Source organism: Variovorax sp. GW823-FHT02B07, assembly GCF_058797695.1.
In genome coordinates this window covers 69,197-88,325 of sequence record NZ_JBXAJX010000008.1, presented here as the reverse complement: position 1 = coordinate 88,325, position 19,129 = coordinate 69,197, and the positions used below count along the sequence as shown (strand labels likewise).

The window sequence follows — 19,129 nt, the reverse complement described above, 5'->3', positions numbered from 1 at the left end:
CGACCTGCCCATGGCCGTGGTGCTGAGCCGGCGTGCGCTGAACCGGGCCACGCTGGCCCGGCAGATGCTGCTGGCGCGGCGCAAGGCGAGCGTCGTGCAGGCCATCGAGAAGCTGGCGGGCCTCCAGGCGCAGGCGCCCAACCCGCCCTACGTCGGCCTGTGGAGCCGGCTCGAAGGCTTTCATCGCGCGCAGCTGACCGACGCGCTGAAAAGCCGCCGCATCGTGCGCATGTCGACGCTGCGCGCCACCCTGCACCTGATGACCGCTGCGGACGCGTGGGCCTGGCGGCCGCTGCTCGAACCCGTGCACCAGCGCGGCCTGTCGGGCCTGCATGCGCGGGCCCTCGAAGGCGTCGACCGCGCGGCTGTCGTGACGGCGGGCCGTGCGCTGCTGGATGACGGGCCGCTCACCGGCACCGCCCTCGGCCAGGCTTTGGCCGCGCGCTGGAAAGACCACGCGCCGGTCTCGCTCGCCGCGCTCATCCGCAACAACGTGCCGCTGGTCCACCTGCCGCCCGCGGGCAGCTGGAACTCGCACCAGAACGCGCTGCTGCAGCCGCTCGGTGACTGGCTGGGCGACGCCACCGCCGAGATCGCCACCGCCACGCAGGACGACCTGCTCCTGCGCTACCTCGCCGCCTTCGGCCCCGCGACACTGGCCGATGCCGGCGCGTGGTCGGGCCTCACGGGCTGGAAGGCCGTGGCCGAACGGCTGAGGCCGCAGCTGCGCGTGTTCACCGGCGACGAGGGCCAGGAGCTTTTCGACCTGCCGCGCGCGCCGCGCCCCGACCCCGACACGCCCGCGCCGCCGCGCCTGGTCGCCGAATGGGACAACCTGCTGCTCTCGCACGCCGACCGCCGCCGCGTGCTCGACGAGGCGCACCGCGCCCGCGTCTTCACCATCAACGGCATCGTGCGCGGCACGGTGCTGCTCGACGGCTTCGTGGCGGGCACATGGAAGATCGAGCGCGCGACGCGCACAGCAACCGTGGTGCTGGAACCCTTCACGCGCTGGTCGGCGGCCGACCGGCGTGGCGTGGAAGAAGAGGCGCTGCGCCTGCTGGCCTTTGCCACGGACTACGACGCCGAGCGGCACGCCGTCCGCGTCCTGCGGCCCTAAGCCCCGCCTAAGTCTTCGCGTCTACGCTGCGCCGAGGCGCAGGGCCCCAGACGATCATTCCGGTCGCGTGCTACCTTGCGCGCAAAGGAGTCGCCGCGATGCGCGTGCTGCTGGTGGAAGACGACGAAATGATCGGGCGCAGCCTGAAGCAGGCGCTCGAGGGCGCGGGCTGGTCGGCCGACTGGGTGCGCGACGGCGAGCTGGCGCACAGCGCGCTCGGCGACGGCGGCTACACCTGCGTGCTGCTCGACCTGGGCCTGCCCCGCCAGGACGGCACCGAGGTGCTGCGCCGCGCGCGCGAACGCGGCGACGCCACGCCCGTGCTGGTGCTCACCGCGCGCGACGGGCTGGACGACCGCATCCACAGCCTGGACCTGGGCGCCGACGACTACCTGCTCAAGCCCTTCGAGTTCCGCGAGCTGCTCGCGCGCATGCGCGCCGTGGTGCGCCGCCGCGACGGCGCCGCGCATTCGCTGATCGGCACCGCCGCGCTGCAGCTGGACCTCACGACGCGCGAGGTGGCGGTGAACGGCGTGCGCGAGGCGCTCACCGCGCGCGAGTTCGCATTGCTGCATGCGTTGCTGGAGCGGCCCGGCGCCATCCTCTCGCGCGAGCAGCTCGAAAACCGCATCTACGGCTGGGGCGACGAAGTGACCAGCAACGCCATCGACGTGCTGATCCACGGCATGCGCCGCAAGCTCGGCGCCGACGCGATCCGCAACGTGCGCGGTCTGGGCTGGCGAGTGGCTGCATGACCGATGCGGCCCGCCGCTGGTGGCGACCGCGTTCGCTGCGCACCCAGCTGCTGCTGTGGCTGGTCACGCTGCATGTGGTGGCGGCGGTGCTTACGGCATGGTTCTCTTTCCTGGCCTACGGCAACCTCGTGCACAACGCACTCGACGACCAGATGCGGCTGGTGGCCGAGTCGTACGCGGGCAACGACCCGCCCAAGACCCCGCGCGCGATGGACGGCGAGGCGGCCTTCTCGCGCGGCGCCTTCGTGGTGCAGATCTGGAGCGCCGACGGCGCCACCTTGCGCGCGAGCTCGTGGCCCGCGCTGTCGGTGCCGCTGCAACCGGGCAGCGGCTTCAGCGACGTGCACGCCGAAGGGCCCGCGCATTCGCGCTGGCGCGTGTTCACGGCCGAGCCCGCGCCGCATGCCGACGCGCCGCGCGTGCAGGTGCTGCAGAACGAGGACTACCGCCATCGCCGCGCGCTGCGCCGGGCCCTGCTCGAGGGCCTGCCGATCGCGCTGCTGCTGCCGGCGGCGCTGCTGGTGCTGTGGCTCATCGTGTCGGCTGCCTCGCGCTCGCTGCGCGGCGTGGCGCGCGACGTGGCCTCGCAGGACGAGCGCCGCCCCACCGAGCTGTCGCTGGCGCGCGTGCCCGACGAGATCACGCCGCTGGTGGGCGCCTTCAACCACCTGCTGTCGCGCGTGCGCAGCGCCTTCGCCACGCAGCGGCGCTTCGTGCAGGACGCGGCGCACGAGCTGCGCACGCCGATGGCCGCCATCGGCCTGCAGATCGAGAACCTGCGCGCGCACGTGCCGGCCGGCGAGGCCACCGAGCGCTTCATCCAGCTCGAGGCCGGCGTGACGCGCGCGCAGCATCTCATCGAGCAGCTGCTGCAGCTGTCGCGGCAGGACGCACCGCCCTCGGATGCGCCGGGTGAGCGGGTCGACATCGAGGCGCTGCTGCGCGAAAGCCTGGGCCAGCGCATGGTGTTGGCCGATGCGCGGCGCATCGACGTGGGCTTCGAGGGCCTGACCGGTGCGGTGGTGACTGCGCCCGCGTCCGAACTGCGCAGCGTGTTCGACAACCTCATCGACAACGCGCTGCGCTACGCGCCCGAAGGCGGGGTGGTCGATGTGCGGCTGCACCGCGTCGATGGGCAGGCGGTGGTCGACGTGCTCGACAACGGGCCGGGCATTCCGCCGGCCGAACTGGAGCGCGTGTTCGACCGCTTCTTTCGCGTGCCGGGCGCGGCGGCGGGCGGCAGCGGGCTGGGCCTGGCGATCGCGCGCACGGCGGCCGAGCGGCATGGCCTGCGCATCGAGCTGCGCAACAGGGACGACGGGCCGGGGCTGAGGGCGCGGGTGGTGCTGCCGACGTAGTCATCGCGTGGTGCTCACTCCCGGCTCATTCTTCGCTCACGCTGGCCTCAGTCAGGCTGCCTAGAGTGGCTGCAGGTCCTGCTGCGCGCGGTCCGCGCGACGGCACCGGACCGGAGACAACCTGCCCTCAGGAGAACACACCATGCGCACTTCGTTCAAGCTTCTCGCCGTTGCTTCCTTCGCCGCGTTCGCGGCCCTGGGCACGGTCAACGCCTCCGCCGAAACCACCGACGGTTCGGACTTCCACCCGCTGCAGTTGAATTCGCCGGAGAACCCGGAGGTGCAGGCCGGCGCGATGGCGGCGGCACGTCCGAGCGGCACGGAGCCCATCGGGCAGTCGACGTCGGCGCCGGCGATCAACGGGATGACCCCGGTGTCCGACATCCAGGCCGGCGCCTATGCGGCATCGCACCCGACGGGCACCGAGCCCATCGGGCAATCGACTTCACTGCCGATGGTGAAGTCGGGCAGCGGAAGCTGAGCTAGCCTCCGCTGCGGAAAGCTCAGTCGTCGTTGCTGCTGAGCAGTGCGCGGTAGATCACCGCGCCGATGATCGCGCCCACGATCGGGGCGACCCAGAACAGCCACAGTTCCGACACCGCATACGACGGGCCGAACAGCGCCGGGCCGGTGCTGCGCGCCGGGTTCACCGAGGTGTTGGTCACGGGGATCGACACCAGGTGGATCAGCGTCAGGCACAGGCCGATGGCCATGCCCGCGAAGCCTGCGGCCGCGCGCTTGGCGGTGGCACCCAGGATCACGATCAGGAACACGGCGGTCATCACCACTTCGCTGATGAGCGCGGCCGTCATGCCGTACTTGCCGGGCGAGTGCTCGCCGTAGCCGTTGGTGGCAAAGCCGCCGATGTCCGCGCCCGGCTTGCCGGTGGCGATCAGGTACAGCACGCCGGCTGCGGCGATGGCGCCCAGCACCTGCGACACGATGTAGCCCGGCAGCTGCCCGGCCTTGAAGCGGCCCGCGGCTGCGAGGCCGATCGACACGGCCGGGTTGAAGTGGCCGCCCGAGATCGGACCGAGCGCATAGGCGCCCGTGACCACGGTCAAACCGAAGGCCAGCGAGACGCCGAGCAGGCCGATGCCGACGCCCGGAAAGGCCGCGGCCAGAACTGCGCTTCCGCAGCCTCCGAGCGTGAGCCAGAAAGTACCAATGAATTCTGCAGACCACTTTTTGTAGGTACTGTGTTCCATAACGCTCCATCCTGAAGTTGAGAAAGCACGCACGGCGGGAGCCGAACGCGGGCCGCATTCTAGGAACGGGAATTGGAGGCGTCGAGCAAACCGGCGCGCTTAGCGGCAACTGTTCACGAATGCTGTGGATTTGTGCCCTGCAGCATTTGCAAATGGTCGGGCGAGGGCGGGGCCGCGTCACATCGCCGTCATGCCATCGTCACGACGACCTTGCCGAACGCGCCGCGTTCCAGGTGGTCGAGCGCGGCGGGCAGTGCGTCGAAGCCGTAGCGCGCGGCGATCACCGGCTTGAGCGCGTTCGCATCGACCGCGCGCACCAGCTCTTCGAGCGCACGCCGGTGGCCGACGCCGATACCCTGCACCGTCACGCGGCCGAGCACCATCGCGTAGAACGACGCGCTCAGCGTGTCGCCGCCGAGCATGCCGATGATCGACACGCGCCCGCCCTGCTTCACGGCCTGCAGCGAGCGGTCGAGGTCGGGGCCGCTGGAGAGCTCGAGCACCTGGTCGGCGCCGCGGCCGTGCGTGAGCCGGCGCACCTCGGCGGGCCAGTCGCTGTCGCGCGCCAGAACATGCGTGGCGCCGAGCGCGCGCGCCGCGGCCTGCTTGTCGGCGCTGCCCGTCACCACGATGGCCTGCGCGCCGTGCAGCCGCGCGAGCTGCAGGCCGAACAGCGCGACACCGCCGGTGCCGTGGACCAGCACCGTCTCGCCCGCGCGCAGGGCGCCGGTCTCCACCAGCGCGAACCACGCCGTGAGGCCGGCGCACGGCAGCGTGCTCGCTTCCTCGAGGCTCAGCGTGGCCGGCGCGGCCACGGCCCAGTTCGCATCGATGCACACATGCGAGGCCAGCATGCCCGGCCCGGGGCCGCCGAGCAGCGTGGTGTCGGCGTGCCAGTGGCTGTCGGTCCAGCCGCCCCAGAAGGTGTTGATCACACGGTCGCCCACGGCGAAGCGGCGCACGCCGGGGCCCACGGCCACCACGGTGCCCGCCATGTCCGAGCCGGGCGTGAAGGGCAGCTCGAGCGCCATGCCCATGCCGTCGTGCACCATGAGCAGGTCGCGGTAGTTGAGCGCCACTGCGCCCACGCGCACGAGGATCTGGCCCTCGCCCGGCGAGGGCATCGGCGCTTCGGCCTGTGCGAGGTGGGCGCGGCCCAGTCGGGGAAGCTGCCAGCGGCGCAGCACGTCGGGTTCTTGCATCGGAAAAGGCTCCATCGGAAAAGATCGGCCTCGATGCTATTGACGATGAAAACGATCCGGTGGTGGATAATTTTCCGAAGAATGGTGCTTGAAAGTATCCAATGAGCCAACGCCTTCAAGGCATCGAGGAGTTCGTCGCAGCGGTGGAGGCGGGCAGCTTCGCGCTCGCCGCGCAGCGCCTGCACGTCACCCGTTCGGCCGTCGCCAAGAGCATCGCGCGGCTCGAGGCGCGGCTGGACACGCGTCTTTTCTTGCGCACCACGCGCAGCCAGAGCCTCACCGAGGAAGGGCACGGCTACTACGAGCGCTGCCGCCGTGCGCTGGCCGAGCTGGAGGCGGCCGAGGCGCTGACCGACGCCGCGCGCCACACGGCCGCCGGCCTCGTGCGCCTGAGCATGCCGGCGATGCTGGGGCGGCTCAAGGTCGGGCCGCTGCTGCTGGCATTGGCGCGCCAGCATCCGCAGCTGTCGCTGGAGCTGGCCTTCAACGACCGGCGCGTCGACCTCGTGGAAGAGGGGCTCGACCTGGCCATCCGCAGCGGCGAACTCGACGACAGCGCGGGGCTCGTGGCGCGGCCGGTCGGCGTGCAGTGGATGTTGCTGTGCGCCGCGCCCGCGTACCTGGCCGAGCGTGGCCATCCGCGCGACCTGCACGCGCTGGTCGCGCCGCACGAGGCCGTGTACTACGCCCGCGACGGGCAGGTCTCGCCCTGGCGTTTTCGCGAAGGCGACGCGGAGGTGGAGGCCGCGCTGCCCTCGCGGCTGCGCTGCGACAGCGCCGAGGTGCTGCTGGAGGCCGCCATCGGCGGCATGGGCCTGGCGCGGTTGCCGGCCTGGCTGGCGGCCGACGCGCTCGCGGCCGGCACGCTGGTGCGCGTGTTCGACGAGCCCGAGCCTTTCGGTTTTCCGCTGCACGTGATCCGCACGCCGAGCCGCTACCTGCCGCTGAAGACGCGCGTGGTGATCGACTGGCTGGTGGCGCATCTGCCGCCGCTGCTGGCGGCGCGCTGACCTCAAGCACCCAAGCCGGCGCTATCCTGCGCTGTCATACAACGTCGAACAACGAGGAGACCTGCTCATGCCTTCATTCGCTCCCCGGCACACCGTGCGTGCCCTTGCCACCGCCTGCCTGGGCACGGCGCTCCTGCTCGGGGCGTCGCAGGCCGCCGCGCAGGGCACCGTCAACGCGCTGTGCAGCACCGACGCGGGCTGGTGCGAGGCGGCCGCCACGGCCTTCACGCGCGAGACTGGCATCAAGGTGCAGCAGGCCCACAAGGGCACCGGTGAAATCGGTGCGCAGCTGCGCGCCGAAGCCGCCAACCCCAAGACCGACCTCTGGTGGGGCGGCACCGGCGACCCCTTCCTGCAGGCCGCCGAGCAGGGCCTGCTCGAGCCCTACCGCCCGGCCTACATCAACGACCTGCACGACTGGTCGGTGCGCCAGTACGCCATGTCGCAGAACATGGTGGGCGGCTTCTACACGAGCGCGATGGGCTTCGGCTTCAACACCGACCTGCTGAAGAAAAAGAAGCTCGCCGAACCCAAGTGCTGGGCCGACCTCATCAAGCCCGAATACAAGGGCGAGATCGAAATCTCGCACCCCGCCACCAGCGGCACGGCCTACACCGTCATCGCGGGCCTGGTGCAGCAGATGGGCGAGGAGCCCGCGTTCGACTACCTGAAGAAGCTGCACAAGAACGTCACCAGCTACACGCGCAGCGGCCAGGCCCAGGCGCCCAACGTGGCCAAGGGCGAGGTGGCGATCGGCGTGAGCTTCATCTTCGGCTTCGAGCGCTGGCGGCACGACAAATTTCCGGTGAAGACCGCCGCGCCCTGCGAGGGCACGGGCTTCGAGATCGGCGGCATCGCGCTCGTGAAGGGCGCGCGCAACAAGGAGAACGCCAAGCGCTACTACGACTGGCTCATGAGCCCCGCGGGCCAGTCCATCGGCGCCAAGGCCGGCAGCCTGCAGTCGCCGGCCAACAAGACCTTCAAGCCCGATCCGCGCATTCCGTCGATGGAGAGCGTGAAGCTCATCAAGTACGACTTCGAGAAGTACGGCAAGGCGGCCGAGCGCAAGCGGCTCATCGACCGCTGGACGCGCGAAGTCGAATCCCAACCTCGCTGAAAGCGCGGCGCGTAGCCGACACCCGTGTGACAAAGTTCGCGCGGCCTTGCGCTCGTTGTTTTTTGGCGCGACAACCCCAGTTCATAAAGTTGGCAAGGCCGCCGCCCACCATGGGCGGCTCGCCTTAGAATTTTTTGGCTTCGATCCCTTTCTTTCCCATGGCTGATTCCTCCAATACCAAACTCCCGTTCCAGGCTGAAGTCGCGCAACTGCTGCACCTCGTCACGCATGCGCTGTACTCCAACAAGGAAATCTTCCTGCGCGAGCTGATCTCGAACGCGTCCGACGCGTGCGACAAGCTGCGCTTCGAGGCGCTCGACCACCCCGCGCTGTACGAAGACCAGCCCGACCTGGACGTGCGCCTGACCTTCGACAAGGCCGCGCGCACCCTCACCATCACCGACAAGGGCATCGGCCTGTCGCGCCAGGAAGCCATCGACAACCTGGGCACCATCGCCAAGAGTGGTACCAAAGACTTCATGAGCCGCCTGAGCGGTGACCAGAAGGCCGACGCGCAGCTCATCGGCCAGTTCGGCGTGGGCTTCTATTCGGGCTTCATCGTGGCCGACAAGATCACGGTCGAGTCGCGCCGCGCGGGCCTGCCCGCCGACCAGGGCGTGCGCTGGGTGAGCGGCGGCGCCGGCGACTTCGAGGTGGCCGACATCACGCGCGCCGCGCGCGGCACCAGCATCACGCTGCACCTGCGCGACGACGCCGACGAATACCTCAACGCCTGGAAGCTCAAGCAGATCGTCGGCAAGTACTCCGACCACATCTCCCTGCCCATCCTGATGGAAAAGGAAGAGTGGAAAGACGGCGAGAACGACCAGCCCGGCGACATGGTGAAGACCGGCGAGTGGGAAACGGTGAACAAGGCCAACGCCCTGTGGAGCCGCCCCAAGAAGGACATCACCGCCGAGCAGTACGAAGAGTTCTACAAGAGCATCAGCCACGACTTCGAGGCGCCGCTGGCCTGGAGCCACAACCGCGTCGAAGGCAGCACCGAGTACACGCAGCTGCTGTACATCCCGTCCAAGGCTCCGTTCGACCTGTGGAACCGCGACAAGAGCGCGGGCGTCAAGCTGTACGTCAAGCGCGTCTTCATCATGGACGACGCCGAGGCGCTGCTGCCCAACTACCTGCGCTTCGTGAAGGGCGTGATCGACTCGGCCGACCTGCCGCTGAACGTGAGCCGCGAGCTGCTGCAGGAAAGCCGCGACGTGAAGGCCATCCGCGAAGGCAGCACCAAGCGCGTGCTGTCGATGCTCGAAGACCTCGCGAAGAAGCAGAAGACCGCGCCCGACAGCAACGAAGGCAAGACCGATGTGGGTTCGGGCGAATCGGTGCCGGCCCCCGAGCCGACCGAAGGCGTGACCGACGTGGTCGACAAGAACACGCCCACCGCCGCTGAAACGGCCGCCGCAGCCGCCGACGAATCGGGCAAGTTCGCCAAGTTCTACGCCGAGTTCGGCGCAGTGCTGAAGGAAGGCCTGGGCGAGGACATGGGCAACCGCGACCGCATCGCCAAGCTGCTGCGCTTTGCCTCCACCACGAGCGACGTCGCGAGCGTGAGCTTCGCCGACTACAAGGCGCGCATGAAGGAAGGCCAGGACGCCATCTACTACATCACGGCCGACAACCTCGCTGCCGCCAAGAACAGCCCGCAGCTCGAAGTCTTCAAGAAGAAGGGCATCGAGGTGCTGCTCATGACCGACCGTGTCGACGAATGGGCGCTGAACTACCTGAACGAGTTCGACGGCACGCCGCTGCAGAGCGTGGCCAAGGGCGCGGTCGACCTGGGCAAGCTGCAGGACGAGGCCGAGAAGAAGGCCGCCGAGGAAGCCGCCGAGTCGTTCAAGCCGCTGCTCGAGAAGCTGAAGGAAGCGCTCAAGGACAAGGCCGAAGACGTGCGCGTGACCACGCGCCTGGTCGACTCGCCCGCCTGCCTCGTGGTGGAAGACGGCGGCATGAGCACGCAGCTCGCGCGCATGCTCAAGCAGGCCGGCCAGCCCGCGCCCGACCTCAAGCCCGTGCTCGAAGTCAACGCCGAGCACCCGCTGGTGAAGAAGCTCGAAGGCTCCGCGCATTTCGACGACCTCGCGAACATCCTGTTCGACCAGGCCCTGCTGGCCGAAGGCGGCCTGCCGGCCGACCCGGCTGCCTACGTGAGGCGCGTCAACGCGCTGCTGGTGTGAACGCCCGGCCGCGCATCGTTCGTCGCGCAGCGGCTGCCACCTCGGCGCTGCTGCTGTTGCTTCTGGTGGGCGGCTGTTCGCACTATCACATCGGCATTCCGCTGGTGCCCGGGCTCTCGCTCGGGCTCGGTGCCACGAAGGACGGCAATTTCTCCGTCGGCCTGAACACCGGCTGGGGCCCGCTCGGCGCGGGCGTGGCGCTGCACGACAACGGCGCCGTCACTGGCTCGGCCAGCGTCGGCGTGGGCGTTGGTGTCGGCCCGATCGGTACCGGCGTAGGCGTCGGCAAGAGCGTGGTGCTGCACAACCCGTACGAGACGGCGCCCGCAGCGCCTGGGCAGGCGACGCCTGGCGTGGTGGTGCCTGCTTCGGCAACGGCCACCGCGCCTGTCAGCGTCACCAAGGCCGGCGTCACGCGGCCCATGTCGCCGTCGCCACCGATCGCCGCCGCACCCGTGCCGGCGGCCCGCGTGTCCTACCGCGCGCCTGCCGCGACCACCGCCGTCGCGGCCGGCGAAGCAGGCACGCCCGGCAACCCCATCGCGCCCTGATGGTCGCGCCCCTCCCACCCCTGACCGCGCCGCGGCCCGGCGCGAGGCTGCCCTTTCCATGAGTCTCAGTACCGAAGCCGTCCTCGCGCTCGCGCCGGACGACGCCTCCGCGAAGGCCGCCAAAGGCCTGCTCGCGCCCGCCAAGTGGCCCACGCTCGCGCATTCCGACGACGCCGTCTGGGGCGAATGCCAGGGCAGCGGCAGCAAGCCGTACCAGACGCAGGTCGACCTGTCGGGCCCGGTGTTCCGCTGCTCCTGCCCGAGCCGCAAATTCCCCTGCAAGCACGGCCTGGCGCTGATGCTGCTGCGCGCGCAGAGCGAAGCCAGCTTCACCGCCGGCGCGCCGCCGCCCTGGGTGGCCGACTGGCTCGCCTCGCGCCGCGACAAGGCCGAGAAGAAAGAAGCCCGCGCCGCCGAACCCGCTGCCGCGCCCGATCCTGCTGCCGCCGCCAAGCGCGACGCGCAGCGCTGGAAGCGCATCGAGGCCGGCGTGCAGGAGCTCGCGCGCTGGCTCGACGACCAGACCCAACGCGGCCTGGCCGCGCTCGGCAGCGAGCAGGCCGAGGGCTGGGCCGCCATGGCCGCGCGCATGGTCGACGCGCAGGCGCCGGGGCTCGGCCAGCGCATCACGCAGGCGGCCGAGCTGATCGGCGCCGGCGAAGGCTGGCCCGCGCGGCTGCTCGACCGGCTGGGCCGGCTGCAACTGATCGTCGATGCGGTGCCGCGCCGCGACAGCCTGTCGCCCGCCACGCGCGCCGACCTGCGCGCCGCGCTCGGCTGGCCGCAGGACCGCGAGGCGCTGCTGGCCGACGGCGAACGCGTGAGCGACCACTGGCTCGTGCTGGGCCAGTGCCTGGACGAGCGCGACACCAAGCTGGTCGAACGCCATGTGTGGCTGCAGGGCCGCGCGAGCGGACGCCGCGCGCTGCTGCTCGACTACTCGCACGGCGGACGCGGCTTCGAGACCGGCTGGGTCAGCGGCAGCGAACGCGCGGCCGTGCTGTGCTTCTATCCCGGCCACGCCTCGCAACGCGCGGTGGTGGCCGAACTGCCGGCCGAGGCCGCGGCGACCGCCGCGCCGGTCGCCGCCTCCGACGAAGCCGGTGAATGGCAACGCATGGCCCAGCAGATCGCGGCCAACCCGTGGCAGCCGCTGTTGCCGCTGGTGTGGGCCGATGCCGTGCCCGCGCGGCACGGCGACCAGTGGTGGCTGCGCCTGGGCGCCGCGTCGCAAGCGCTGCCGATGCAGCTGGCCGCGGCGGAAGCCTGGCAGCTGCTGGCGCATTCGGGCGGCGCGCCGCTGCGCGTCTTCGGCGAATGGGACGGCGAGCAGTTCGCGCCGCTCACCGCGTGGGCGGCTGAGGGTGGAGCACCCGTCTGGACCTTGAGTGGAGCACGCGCATGAGCCACTGGAACACCTTGCTGCAGACGGCCCTCGTCGGCACCGCACGCCAACCCGTGCCGGCCGCCGACGGCATGGCCGGCGATTTCGGCGCGCTGCTCCAGGCGCTGCAACAACCCACCGACACCGCGCAGGGCGTGTTGCTGCGCGTCGCGGGCGCCGTGGCCGTCGGCCGCCGCGCGGGCTTCGTCGCACCGGGCCTGCCGGCCGATGACGCACCGCCCGCCGCCAACGACACCTGCCCCGCGCTCGGCGACCCCGCCTTGCTCGCCGTGATCGCCGACGCACTTGCCAGCGGTCCGCAGCGCCTGCAGCACGAGGTGCTGGCCATGCTCGCCACCGCCGGCTGGCGCCTGCCACCGAGCCTGCTGCCCGCCGCGCTCGATGCCGGCCGCCGCGACACCGCATTGCGGCCCGCCGTGGTGCTCGCACTCGGCGAGCGCGGGCGCTGGCTGGCCGCGCGCAACGACGACTGGCGCTACGCCGTCGGCGCCAGCGCGCAGGCCGACTCGCAGACCCGCTGGGACGAAGGCAGCATCGACCAGCGCCGCGCCGTGCTGGCCGAGCAACGCCGCGATGACCCGGCCGGCGCGCGCGAACGCCTCGCCGCCGAGCTGCCGCAGCTGCCCGCCAAGGAACGCGCCGTGCTGCTTGGCGCACTGGCCGAAAACCTCGGCCCCGACGACGAAGCGCTGCTCGAAGCCCAGCTGAAAGACCGTGCGCGCGACGTGCGCCAGACCGTGGTCGAGCTGCTGCAGCGCCTGCCGGCCAGCGCGCACGTGCGGCGCGTCGAAGCCTTCCTTGCGCCGCTGCTGTCGTCGCAAGGCGCGACGTGGCAACTCAACGCCCCCGAGGCCGCCGACCCGCGCTGGAAGGACGACGCCATCGACGCCGCGCGCCCCACGCACGACAGCCTCGGCGAGCGCGCCTGGTGGCTCTACCAGCTCGTGCGCCAGATGCCGCTTTCCTGGTGGACCGCGCGCACCGGCCTGACACCCGCCGCATTGCTCGACTGGGCCGCCAAGGGCGACTGGCACGACGCGCTGCTGCGCGGCTGGAACGAGGCCGTGCTGGCCGCGCCCGATTTCGACTGGTGCGATGCGCTGCTCGACCGCCCGCGTGCCCACCGCGGCGGCGTGGGCCCGCTGCTGGCGCTGCTGCCGCGCGAGCGCCGCGAGCGCCACTGGGCGACGCAGCTCGGCGATGCCGGTCAGGGCGTGCAGGACGTCGTTGCCTTTGCCGACCAGGCCTGCGCACCCGGTGACACGCCGTCGGCCGCGCTGTCGCAGCGCATCGCACAGGCGCTGCGCATGCGCGTCGAGCGCGGCGACCTCGTCAACGACTACGTGCTGCGCCAGGTGCTCGGCACTGCCGCCGCGCTGCTGCACCTCGATGCACTGGCGCTGCTGGCCGACCTGCCGCGCGCGGCCGAGGAAAGCCCCGGCCTCGCCAACGCACTGGCCGACACCGCGCGCATCGTGCGTGCGCGCCGGCTGGTCGCGACCCTTCCCTTGTCTTCTTCCTCTTCCTCACTTTCAACCTCTTCCCAAGGCCGTCCATGAGCAATGTCCTGCGCCAGCATGCCGAACAGCAATTCGCCGAAGAACTCGAAGCGCTCCAGAAGGTCGACGACCGCCAGCGCCCGGCCAACTGGAAGCTCTCGCCCTGGGCCGTGCTCACCTACCTGATGGGCGGCAAGCTGGCCAACGGCTTCGAGGTCAGCCCCAAGTACATCGGCAATTCGCGCCTGATGGAAATCGCCGTGTCCACGCTCGCCACCGACCGCGCGCTGCTGCTGTACGGCGTGCCGGGCACCGCCAAGTCGTGGGTGTCGGAGCACCTGGCCGCGGCCGTGAGCGGTGACTCGACGATGCTGATCCAGGGCACCGCCGGCACCAGCGAAGAACAGCTGCGCTACGGCTGGAACTATGCCGAGCTGCTGGCCCATGGCCCTTCGGAAAAGGCGCTGGTGCCGAGCCCGCTGGTGCACGCCATGCGCCTGGGCAAGATCGCGCGCGTCGAAGAACTCACGCGCATCCCGGCCGACGTGCAGGACTCGCTGATCACCGTGCTGTCGGAAAAGACCCTGCCCGTGCCCGAGCTCGGCACCGAGGTGCAGGCCACGCGCGGCTTCTCGGTCATTGCCACCGCCAACAACCGCGACAAGGGCGTGAACGAACTGTCGAGCGCGCTCAAGCGCCGCTTCAACACCGTGGTGCTGCCCGTGCCGTCGAGCGAGGCCGAGGAAGTGCAGATCGTCGTCAAGCGCGTCGGTGAACTGGGCCGCGCGCTCGCGCTGCCGGCCGAGCCGCCCGCGCTGCAGGAAGTGCGCCGCGTGGTGCAGATCTTCCGCGAGCTGCGCAACGGCCAGACCGAAGACGGCAAGACGCGCATCAAGTCGCCCACGTCGACGCTCTCGACCGCCGAAGCCATCTCGGTCATCAACAGCGGCATGGCGCTGGCCGGCCACTTCGGCGACGGCGTGCTGCGCTCGGCCGACGTGGCCTCGGGCCTGATCGGCGCGGTCATCAAGGACCCGGTGCAGGACCAGGTGGTGTGGAAGGAATACCTGGAGACCGTGGTGAAGGAGCGGGCCGACTGGAAGGACCTGTACCGCGCCTGCCGCGAACAACTCTGACGCGAGCCGGCGCATGAGCACGAGCGCGGCGCCTTCGCCGCTGCACTACTTCGGCATCCGCCACCACGGCCCCGGCTGTGCGCGCAGCCTGCTGCGCGCCTTCGAGTCGCTGCAGCCCGACTGCATCCTCGTCGAGGGCCCGCCCGAGGCCGAACCGCTGCTGTCCTTCCTGGCGCATGCCGACCTGCAACCGCCGGTGGCGGTGCTGATCCACGCGAGCGAGGACACCGGCCTGGCCGCGTTCTATCCTTTCGCCACCTTCTCGCCCGAATGGCAGGCGCTGCAGTGGGGCGCCGCGCGCGGCGTGCCCACGCGCTTCATCGACCTGCCGCAGGCGCACCGCATGGCGATCGAGCAGGCTGCGCGCGCGGCCGATGAGGCCAAGGCCGCAGAGCCTGAAGAAACACCGCTCGGCGATGACGAGACCGACACGGTGCCCGTCGCCGAAACGGTCGAAGCCCCCGAGGAAGAACAAGCGGCGCACACGCTGCCCGACGACCCCTTCGACTGGCTCGCCCACGCCGCCGGCTATGCCGATGGCGAGAGCTGGTGGAACCACATGGTCGAGGAGCGCGGCGACGGCGAAGACCTGTTCGGCGCCATCGCCGAAGCCATGACCGCCGTGCGCGCCGAAACGCCCGAAGACCGGCGCGGCGTGCGCGCGATGGAACGCGAGCAGCGGCGCGAAGCCTTCATGCGGCAATCGATCCGCGAGGCCGTCAAGGCCGGCCACCAGCGCATCGCCGTCGTCTGCGGTGCCTGGCACGTGCCCGCGCTGCAGGGCGCGGCCACCGCCAAGGCCGATGCCGCGCTGCTCAAGGGCCTGCCCAAGCTCAAGGTGCTCGCGACCTGGGTGCCGTGGACGTACCGGCACCTCACGAGCGCCAGCGGCTACGGCGCGGGCATCGATTCGCCGGGCTGGTACGAACACCTGTGGCAGCAGGGGCACGAGGTGGCGGGGCGCAGCACCGGCTGGCTCGCCCGCGTCGCGCGCCTGCTGCGCGAGCACGACCTCGACTGCTCCTCCGCCCACCTGATCGAGGCCACGCGCCTGGCCGACACGCTGGCCGCGCTGCGCGAGCGCCCCGCGCCCGGTCTGCCCGAGCTCGACGAGGCCGTGCGCAGCGTGATCTGCATGGGCGAGCAGGCGCCGCTCACGCTCATCCGCGAGCGCCTCACGGTCGGCGACCGCATGGGCCAGGTGCCGGCCGACGTGCCCACCGTGCCGCTGCAGCGCGACCTCGAACAGGCGCAGAAGAGCCTGCGCCTGAAGCCCGAGGCCACCGCGAAGACGCTCGACCTCGACCTGCGCCAGCCCAACGACCTGGCACGCAGCCACCTGCTGCACCGCCTGCGCCTGCTCGACCTGCCGTGGGGCGAGGTCACCGCCGGCCAGCGCGCGAGCCGCGGCACCTTCCACGAGGTGTGGCAGCTGCAGTGGCAGCCCGAGTTCGCGCTGCGCGTCATCGAGGCCAGCCGCTTCGGCGCCACCGTGGCGCATGCCGCCAGCGCGCGCGTGATGGAAGGGCTCGCGGCCGAGACCTCGCTCACCGCACTGGCCGAGCAGGTCGACACCGTGCTGCTGGCCGACCTGCCCGTGGCCGTGCAGGCCGTGACCCGCGCGCTCGAAGACCGCGCCGCGCTCACCGGCGACGCCGTGCAGCTCATCGGCGCCGTGCCGCCGCTGGCCAACGTGTTCCGCTACGGCAGCGTGCGCCAGACCGACAGCGCGCTGCTCTCGCACGTGCTCGACAGCCTCATCGTGCGCGGCGCCATCGGCCTGCCGATCGCCTGCGGCGCGCTCGACGCCGAAGCCGCCGAGTCGCTGCGCACCCGCCTCATCGGCGCGCACGACGCGGTGCGCCTGCGCGACGGCGAAGAAACGACCACCGCCTGGCGCAACGCATTGCGATCCATCGCCTTCGGCGAAACCGGCGCGCCGCTGCTGCGCGGCGTGAGCTGTCGGCTGCTGCTCGACGACGCGCAGATCGACAGCGACGGCGCTTCGCAGCAACTCGCGCGCAACCTCTCGGCCGGCGCGCCGCCGACCGATGCGGCGGCCTGGCTCGAAGGCTTTCTCAACCGCAACGCGATGGTGCTGCTGCACGACGATGCCGTGTGGTCGCTGGTCGACGGCTGGCTCGCGGGGCTCGGCGAGGCGCACTTCGTGCAGGTGCTGCCGCTGGTGCGGCGCAGCTTCGCGGACTTCTCGGGCGCCGACCGGCGCGCGCTCGGCGAGCGCGCCAAGCGCGGTGCGGTCGGCGGCACGCTGCCGTCCGCCGTGGCCGCCACCGACTGGGACGAATCACGCGCGGTGCTCGCGCTGCCGCTGCTGCGGGAACTGCTGGGAGTGAAGGCATGAGCGCGAATCCAACACCCATCGACGAAGAAGAAACCCTGCCGCCCACCGACCGCCTGCAGCGCTGGCGCCTCGTGCTCGGCAGCGAAGCCAACGCCAGCTGCGGCGCCATCGAAGGCCGCGTGCGCGAGATCGACCAGGCGCTGGCCGCGCTCTACGAAGCCGACGGCCGGCGCGGCCTGGGCCAGGGCGGGCAGCGCGGCGGCCGCGGCGATTCGGCGCCCAGCGTGGCGCGCTGGCTCGGCGACATCCGCAAGTACTTTCCGAGCCAGGTGGTGCAGGTGATGCAGCGCGACGCGATGGAGCGCCTGAACCTGCGCCAGATGCTGCTGCAGCCCGAGATGCTCGAGAACGCGCAGCCCGACGTGCACCTGGTGGCCAACCTCGTGGCGCTGGCGAGCGTGATCCCGGCCGGCACCAAGGACACGGCGCGCGCCGTGGTGCGCAAGGTGGTCGACGAGCTCATGAAGAAGCTGGAGGAGCCGATGCGCAGCGCCGTGAGCGGCGCGCTCAACCGCAGCCAGCGCAACCGCCGCCCGCGCCATTCGGAGATCGACTGGCACCGCACCATCCGCGCCAACCTGCGCCACTGGCAGCCCGAGTACCGCACGGTGGTGCCGCAGACGCTGGTGGGCTACGGCCGCAAGGCGCGCCAGCCGCAGCGCGAAGTGATCTTGTGCATCGACCAGAGCGGCTCCATGGCCGCGTCGGTGGTCTATTCGAGCATCTTCGGCGCGGTGATGGCGAGCCTGCCGGCGGTGTCGACCAAGCTGGTGGTGTTCGACACCGCCGTGGTCGACATGACCGAGCAGCTGCAGGACCCGGTCGACCTGCTGTTCGGCGTGCAGCTGGGCGGCGGCACCGACATCAACGGCGCCGTGGGCTACTGCCAGACGCTGGTGCGCGAGCCACGCAACACCATCCTCATCCTCATCTCCGACCTGTACGAAGGCGGCGTGGAAGACGGCCTGCTGCGCCGCGCCCACCAGCTGGTGGAGGCCGGCGTGCAGTTCATCGCGCTGCTGGCGCTCAGCGACGAAGGCGCGCCCTCGTACGACCGCGACCTGGCCGCCAAGCTCGCGGCGCTGGGCGTGCCCTCGTTCGCGTGCACGCCCGATGCGTTCCCCGGCCTCATGGCCGCGGCCATCAAGCGCGAGGACGTGTCGACCTGGGCCGCGGGGCAGGGCCTGAAGACCAGCCGGGCCGCCCCGTGACGCAGCGCCGCCTGCCCGACCTGAAGCGACGGCGGCTGGCCGCGTCGCTGGGTCTGGTGGGTCTGGTGGCCGGCACGGCCTGGGCGCAGCAGCCCGACGACACCGCGCGGCCGATCCGCTGGATCGTGCCCTTCCCGACGGGCGCGATCGCCGACGTCGTCGCGCGCGCCATCGGCGCCCAGCTCACCATCGACACGGGCCAACCGGTGCAGATCGAGAACCGCCCCGGCGGCAACACCGCGCTCGCCGCCCTCGAGGCCGCGCGCGCACCGGCCGACGGCCACACCGTGCTGTCGGCCGACAACGGCATGTGGGTGTTCAACCCCGCGCTGTACCGCAGCCTGAGCTACAGCCCGTCGCGCGATTTCACGCCGGTCACGCAGCTGGTGCGGCTGCCGATGGTGCTGCTGGTCGGCCCGGCCAGCGGCGTGCGCGACGCACGTGCCTTCATCGAGGACGCGCGCGCCTTTCCGGGCCGCTTCAGTTTTGCGTCGGCCGGCAACGGCAGCGCGCAGCACCTCGCGATGGCGCTGCTCGCGCGCGAGGCCGGGCTGGAGATGGTGCACGTGCCGTACCGCAGCGCCGGGCCGGCGCTGGTCGAGGTGGCGGGCGGCCAGTTGCCGTTCGCGATGGGCGAGCTCGCCACGGCGCGCCGCTTCATCCAGGGCGGCCGGCTGCGCGTGCTGGCGGTGGCGAACCCCGCGCGCCTGGCGCAATGGCCGGGCGTGCCGACCTTCGCGGAGCTGGGCCTGCCGAAGGTCGAGGCCGCGATCTTCCACGGCCTCGTGGCGCCCGCGGGCACGCCGCCCGAGGTGGTGGCGCGGCTGCAGCGTGCGGTGGCCAGCGCGCTGCACAACCCGGCGGTGCAGCGCCGCCTCGCCGAGGCCGGCGTCGAGCCGGTGGGCGGCACGCCGGCCGAGTTCGAGACCCTGCTGGCGCGCGAGTCGGCGCGCTGGCATCCGCTGATCCGCGCGCTCAAGCTCTCGCTCGACTGAGCGCG

At 71.4% G+C, this 19,129-nt stretch carries 16 protein-coding genes; 14 read left to right on the top strand and 2 right to left on the bottom strand.

The window, feature by feature from the left end:
- Positions 1-10 precede the first annotated feature (10 nt).
- The 4 genes from AC1RGU_RS27595 to AC1RGU_RS27580 all read left to right on the top strand — a co-directional run bounded on the left by AC1RGU_RS27595 (position 11) and on the right by AC1RGU_RS27580 (position 3,714).
- Positions 11-1,120, top strand: coding sequence for a winged helix DNA-binding domain-containing protein (locus tag AC1RGU_RS27595; protein WP_492699419.1), 1,110 nt, complete (start codon positions 11-13; stop codon positions 1,118-1,120).
- 98 nt (positions 1,121-1,218) lie between these two features.
- Positions 1,219-1,875 (top strand): response regulator, encoded by a 657-nt coding sequence (locus AC1RGU_RS27590; protein ID WP_062480678.1) that lies wholly within the window; start codon positions 1,219-1,221, stop codon positions 1,873-1,875.
- A complete protein-coding gene (locus tag AC1RGU_RS27585) occupies positions 1,872-3,233 on the top strand; it encodes a sensor histidine kinase (RefSeq protein ID WP_492699417.1) in 1,362 nt (453 codons plus the stop codon). Before AC1RGU_RS27590 ends, AC1RGU_RS27585 begins: the two co-directional genes overlap by 4 nt.
- A 142-nt stretch (positions 3,234-3,375) precedes the next feature.
- Positions 3,376-3,714, top strand: a complete 339-nt coding sequence (locus tag AC1RGU_RS27580; protein WP_492699415.1) for a hypothetical protein — start codon at positions 3,376-3,378, stop codon at positions 3,712-3,714.
- Between the two features lie 22 nt (positions 3,715-3,736).
- Here the strand turns inward: AC1RGU_RS27580 and aqpZ are convergent, their stop codons facing one another.
- Together aqpZ and AC1RGU_RS27570 are read right to left on the bottom strand one after the other, a co-directional pair.
- Positions 3,737-4,441: an aquaporin Z gene (gene aqpZ, locus AC1RGU_RS27575; RefSeq protein ID WP_095747097.1), complete on the bottom strand. Its 705-nt coding sequence runs from the start codon at positions 4,439-4,441 to the stop codon at positions 3,737-3,739.
- A gap of 188 nt (positions 4,442-4,629) precedes the next feature.
- Positions 4,630-5,643, bottom strand: coding sequence for a zinc-dependent alcohol dehydrogenase family protein (locus tag AC1RGU_RS27570; RefSeq protein ID WP_492699413.1), 1,014 nt, complete (start codon positions 5,641-5,643; stop codon positions 4,630-4,632).
- A gap of 101 nt (positions 5,644-5,744) precedes the next feature.
- Here AC1RGU_RS27570 and AC1RGU_RS27565 point away from each other — a divergent pair, with 101 nt between their 5' ends.
- The 10 genes from AC1RGU_RS27565 (at position 5,745) to AC1RGU_RS27520 (ending at position 19,124) form a co-directional block, all read left to right on the top strand.
- Positions 5,745-6,653: a LysR substrate-binding domain-containing protein gene (locus tag AC1RGU_RS27565; protein ID WP_492699411.1), complete on the top strand. Its 909-nt coding sequence runs from the start codon at positions 5,745-5,747 to the stop codon at positions 6,651-6,653.
- Positions 6,654-6,720: 67 nt separating this feature from the next.
- Positions 6,721-7,770: an ABC transporter substrate-binding protein gene (locus AC1RGU_RS27560; protein ID WP_492699409.1), complete on the top strand. Its 1,050-nt coding sequence runs from the start codon at positions 6,721-6,723 to the stop codon at positions 7,768-7,770.
- 158 nt (positions 7,771-7,928) lie between these two features.
- Entirely contained in the window at positions 7,929-9,965 is a 2,037-nt protein-coding gene (htpG, locus tag AC1RGU_RS27555) for a molecular chaperone HtpG (RefSeq protein ID WP_447747818.1), read from the top strand.
- Positions 9,962-10,516, top strand: a complete 555-nt coding sequence (locus AC1RGU_RS27550) for a hypothetical protein (protein ID WP_492699407.1) — start codon at positions 9,962-9,964, stop codon at positions 10,514-10,516. Before htpG ends, AC1RGU_RS27550 begins: the two co-directional genes overlap by 4 nt.
- A 58-nt stretch (positions 10,517-10,574) precedes the next feature.
- Complete coding sequence (locus tag AC1RGU_RS27545) at positions 10,575-11,921, top strand: SWIM zinc finger family protein (protein WP_492699405.1); 1,347 nt, start codon at positions 10,575-10,577, stop codon at positions 11,919-11,921.
- Positions 11,918-13,480 (top strand): DUF5691 domain-containing protein, encoded by a 1,563-nt coding sequence (locus tag AC1RGU_RS27540; RefSeq protein ID WP_492699403.1) that lies wholly within the window; start codon positions 11,918-11,920, stop codon positions 13,478-13,480. Before AC1RGU_RS27545 ends, AC1RGU_RS27540 begins: the two co-directional genes overlap by 4 nt.
- On the top strand, positions 13,477-14,556 hold the full coding sequence (locus AC1RGU_RS27535; protein ID WP_062482644.1) for an AAA family ATPase: 1,080 nt from the start codon (positions 13,477-13,479) through the stop codon (positions 14,554-14,556). The genes AC1RGU_RS27540 and AC1RGU_RS27535 overlap by 4 nt, the downstream gene beginning before the upstream one ends.
- A gap of 13 nt (positions 14,557-14,569) precedes the next feature.
- The gene (locus AC1RGU_RS27530) at positions 14,570-16,918 is read left to right on the top strand and encodes a DUF5682 family protein (protein ID WP_492699401.1); all 2,349 of its coding nucleotides are present in this window, start codon (positions 14,570-14,572) and stop codon (positions 16,916-16,918) included.
- Positions 16,915-18,129, top strand: a complete 1,215-nt coding sequence (locus AC1RGU_RS27525) for a VWA domain-containing protein (protein WP_062482648.1) — start codon at positions 16,915-16,917, stop codon at positions 18,127-18,129. The genes AC1RGU_RS27530 and AC1RGU_RS27525 overlap by 4 nt, the downstream gene beginning before the upstream one ends.
- Positions 18,126-19,124, top strand: coding sequence for a Bug family tripartite tricarboxylate transporter substrate binding protein (locus AC1RGU_RS27520; protein ID WP_492699399.1), 999 nt, complete (start codon positions 18,126-18,128; stop codon positions 19,122-19,124). The genes AC1RGU_RS27525 and AC1RGU_RS27520 overlap by 4 nt, the downstream gene beginning before the upstream one ends.
- Positions 19,125-19,129 lie beyond the last annotated feature (5 nt).

What these genes read in the sequence shown, in the direction of transcription:
- AC1RGU_RS27595 (WP_492699419.1), top strand. Translation starts at nt 11, where the DNA reads ATGGCCGTGGTGCTGAGCCGGCGTGCGCTGAACCGGGCCACGCTGGCC.
- AC1RGU_RS27590 (WP_062480678.1), top strand. Translation starts at nt 1,219, where the DNA reads ATGCGCGTGCTGCTGGTGGAAGACGACGAAATGATCGGGCGCAGCCTG.
- AC1RGU_RS27585 (WP_492699417.1), top strand. Translation starts at nt 1,872, where the DNA reads ATGACCGATGCGGCCCGCCGCTGGTGGCGACCGCGTTCGCTGCGCACC.
- AC1RGU_RS27580 (WP_492699415.1), top strand. Translation starts at nt 3,376, where the DNA reads ATGCGCACTTCGTTCAAGCTTCTCGCCGTTGCTTCCTTCGCCGCGTTC.
- aqpZ (WP_095747097.1), bottom strand. Translation starts at nt 4,441, where the DNA reads ATGGAACACAGTACCTACAAAAAGTGGTCTGCAGAATTCATTGGTACT.
- AC1RGU_RS27570 (WP_492699413.1), bottom strand. Translation starts at nt 5,643, where the DNA reads ATGCAAGAACCCGACGTGCTGCGCCGCTGGCAGCTTCCCCGACTGGGC.
- AC1RGU_RS27565 (WP_492699411.1), top strand. Translation starts at nt 5,745, where the DNA reads ATGAGCCAACGCCTTCAAGGCATCGAGGAGTTCGTCGCAGCGGTGGAG.
- AC1RGU_RS27560 (WP_492699409.1), top strand. Translation starts at nt 6,721, where the DNA reads ATGCCTTCATTCGCTCCCCGGCACACCGTGCGTGCCCTTGCCACCGCC.
- htpG (WP_447747818.1), top strand. Translation starts at nt 7,929, where the DNA reads ATGGCTGATTCCTCCAATACCAAACTCCCGTTCCAGGCTGAAGTCGCG.
- AC1RGU_RS27545 (WP_492699405.1), top strand. Translation starts at nt 10,575, where the DNA reads ATGAGTCTCAGTACCGAAGCCGTCCTCGCGCTCGCGCCGGACGACGCC.
- AC1RGU_RS27540 (WP_492699403.1), top strand. Translation starts at nt 11,918, where the DNA reads ATGAGCCACTGGAACACCTTGCTGCAGACGGCCCTCGTCGGCACCGCA.
- AC1RGU_RS27535 (WP_062482644.1), top strand. Translation starts at nt 13,477, where the DNA reads ATGAGCAATGTCCTGCGCCAGCATGCCGAACAGCAATTCGCCGAAGAA.
- AC1RGU_RS27530 (WP_492699401.1), top strand. Translation starts at nt 14,570, where the DNA reads ATGAGCACGAGCGCGGCGCCTTCGCCGCTGCACTACTTCGGCATCCGC.
- AC1RGU_RS27525 (WP_062482648.1), top strand. Translation starts at nt 16,915, where the DNA reads ATGAGCGCGAATCCAACACCCATCGACGAAGAAGAAACCCTGCCGCCC.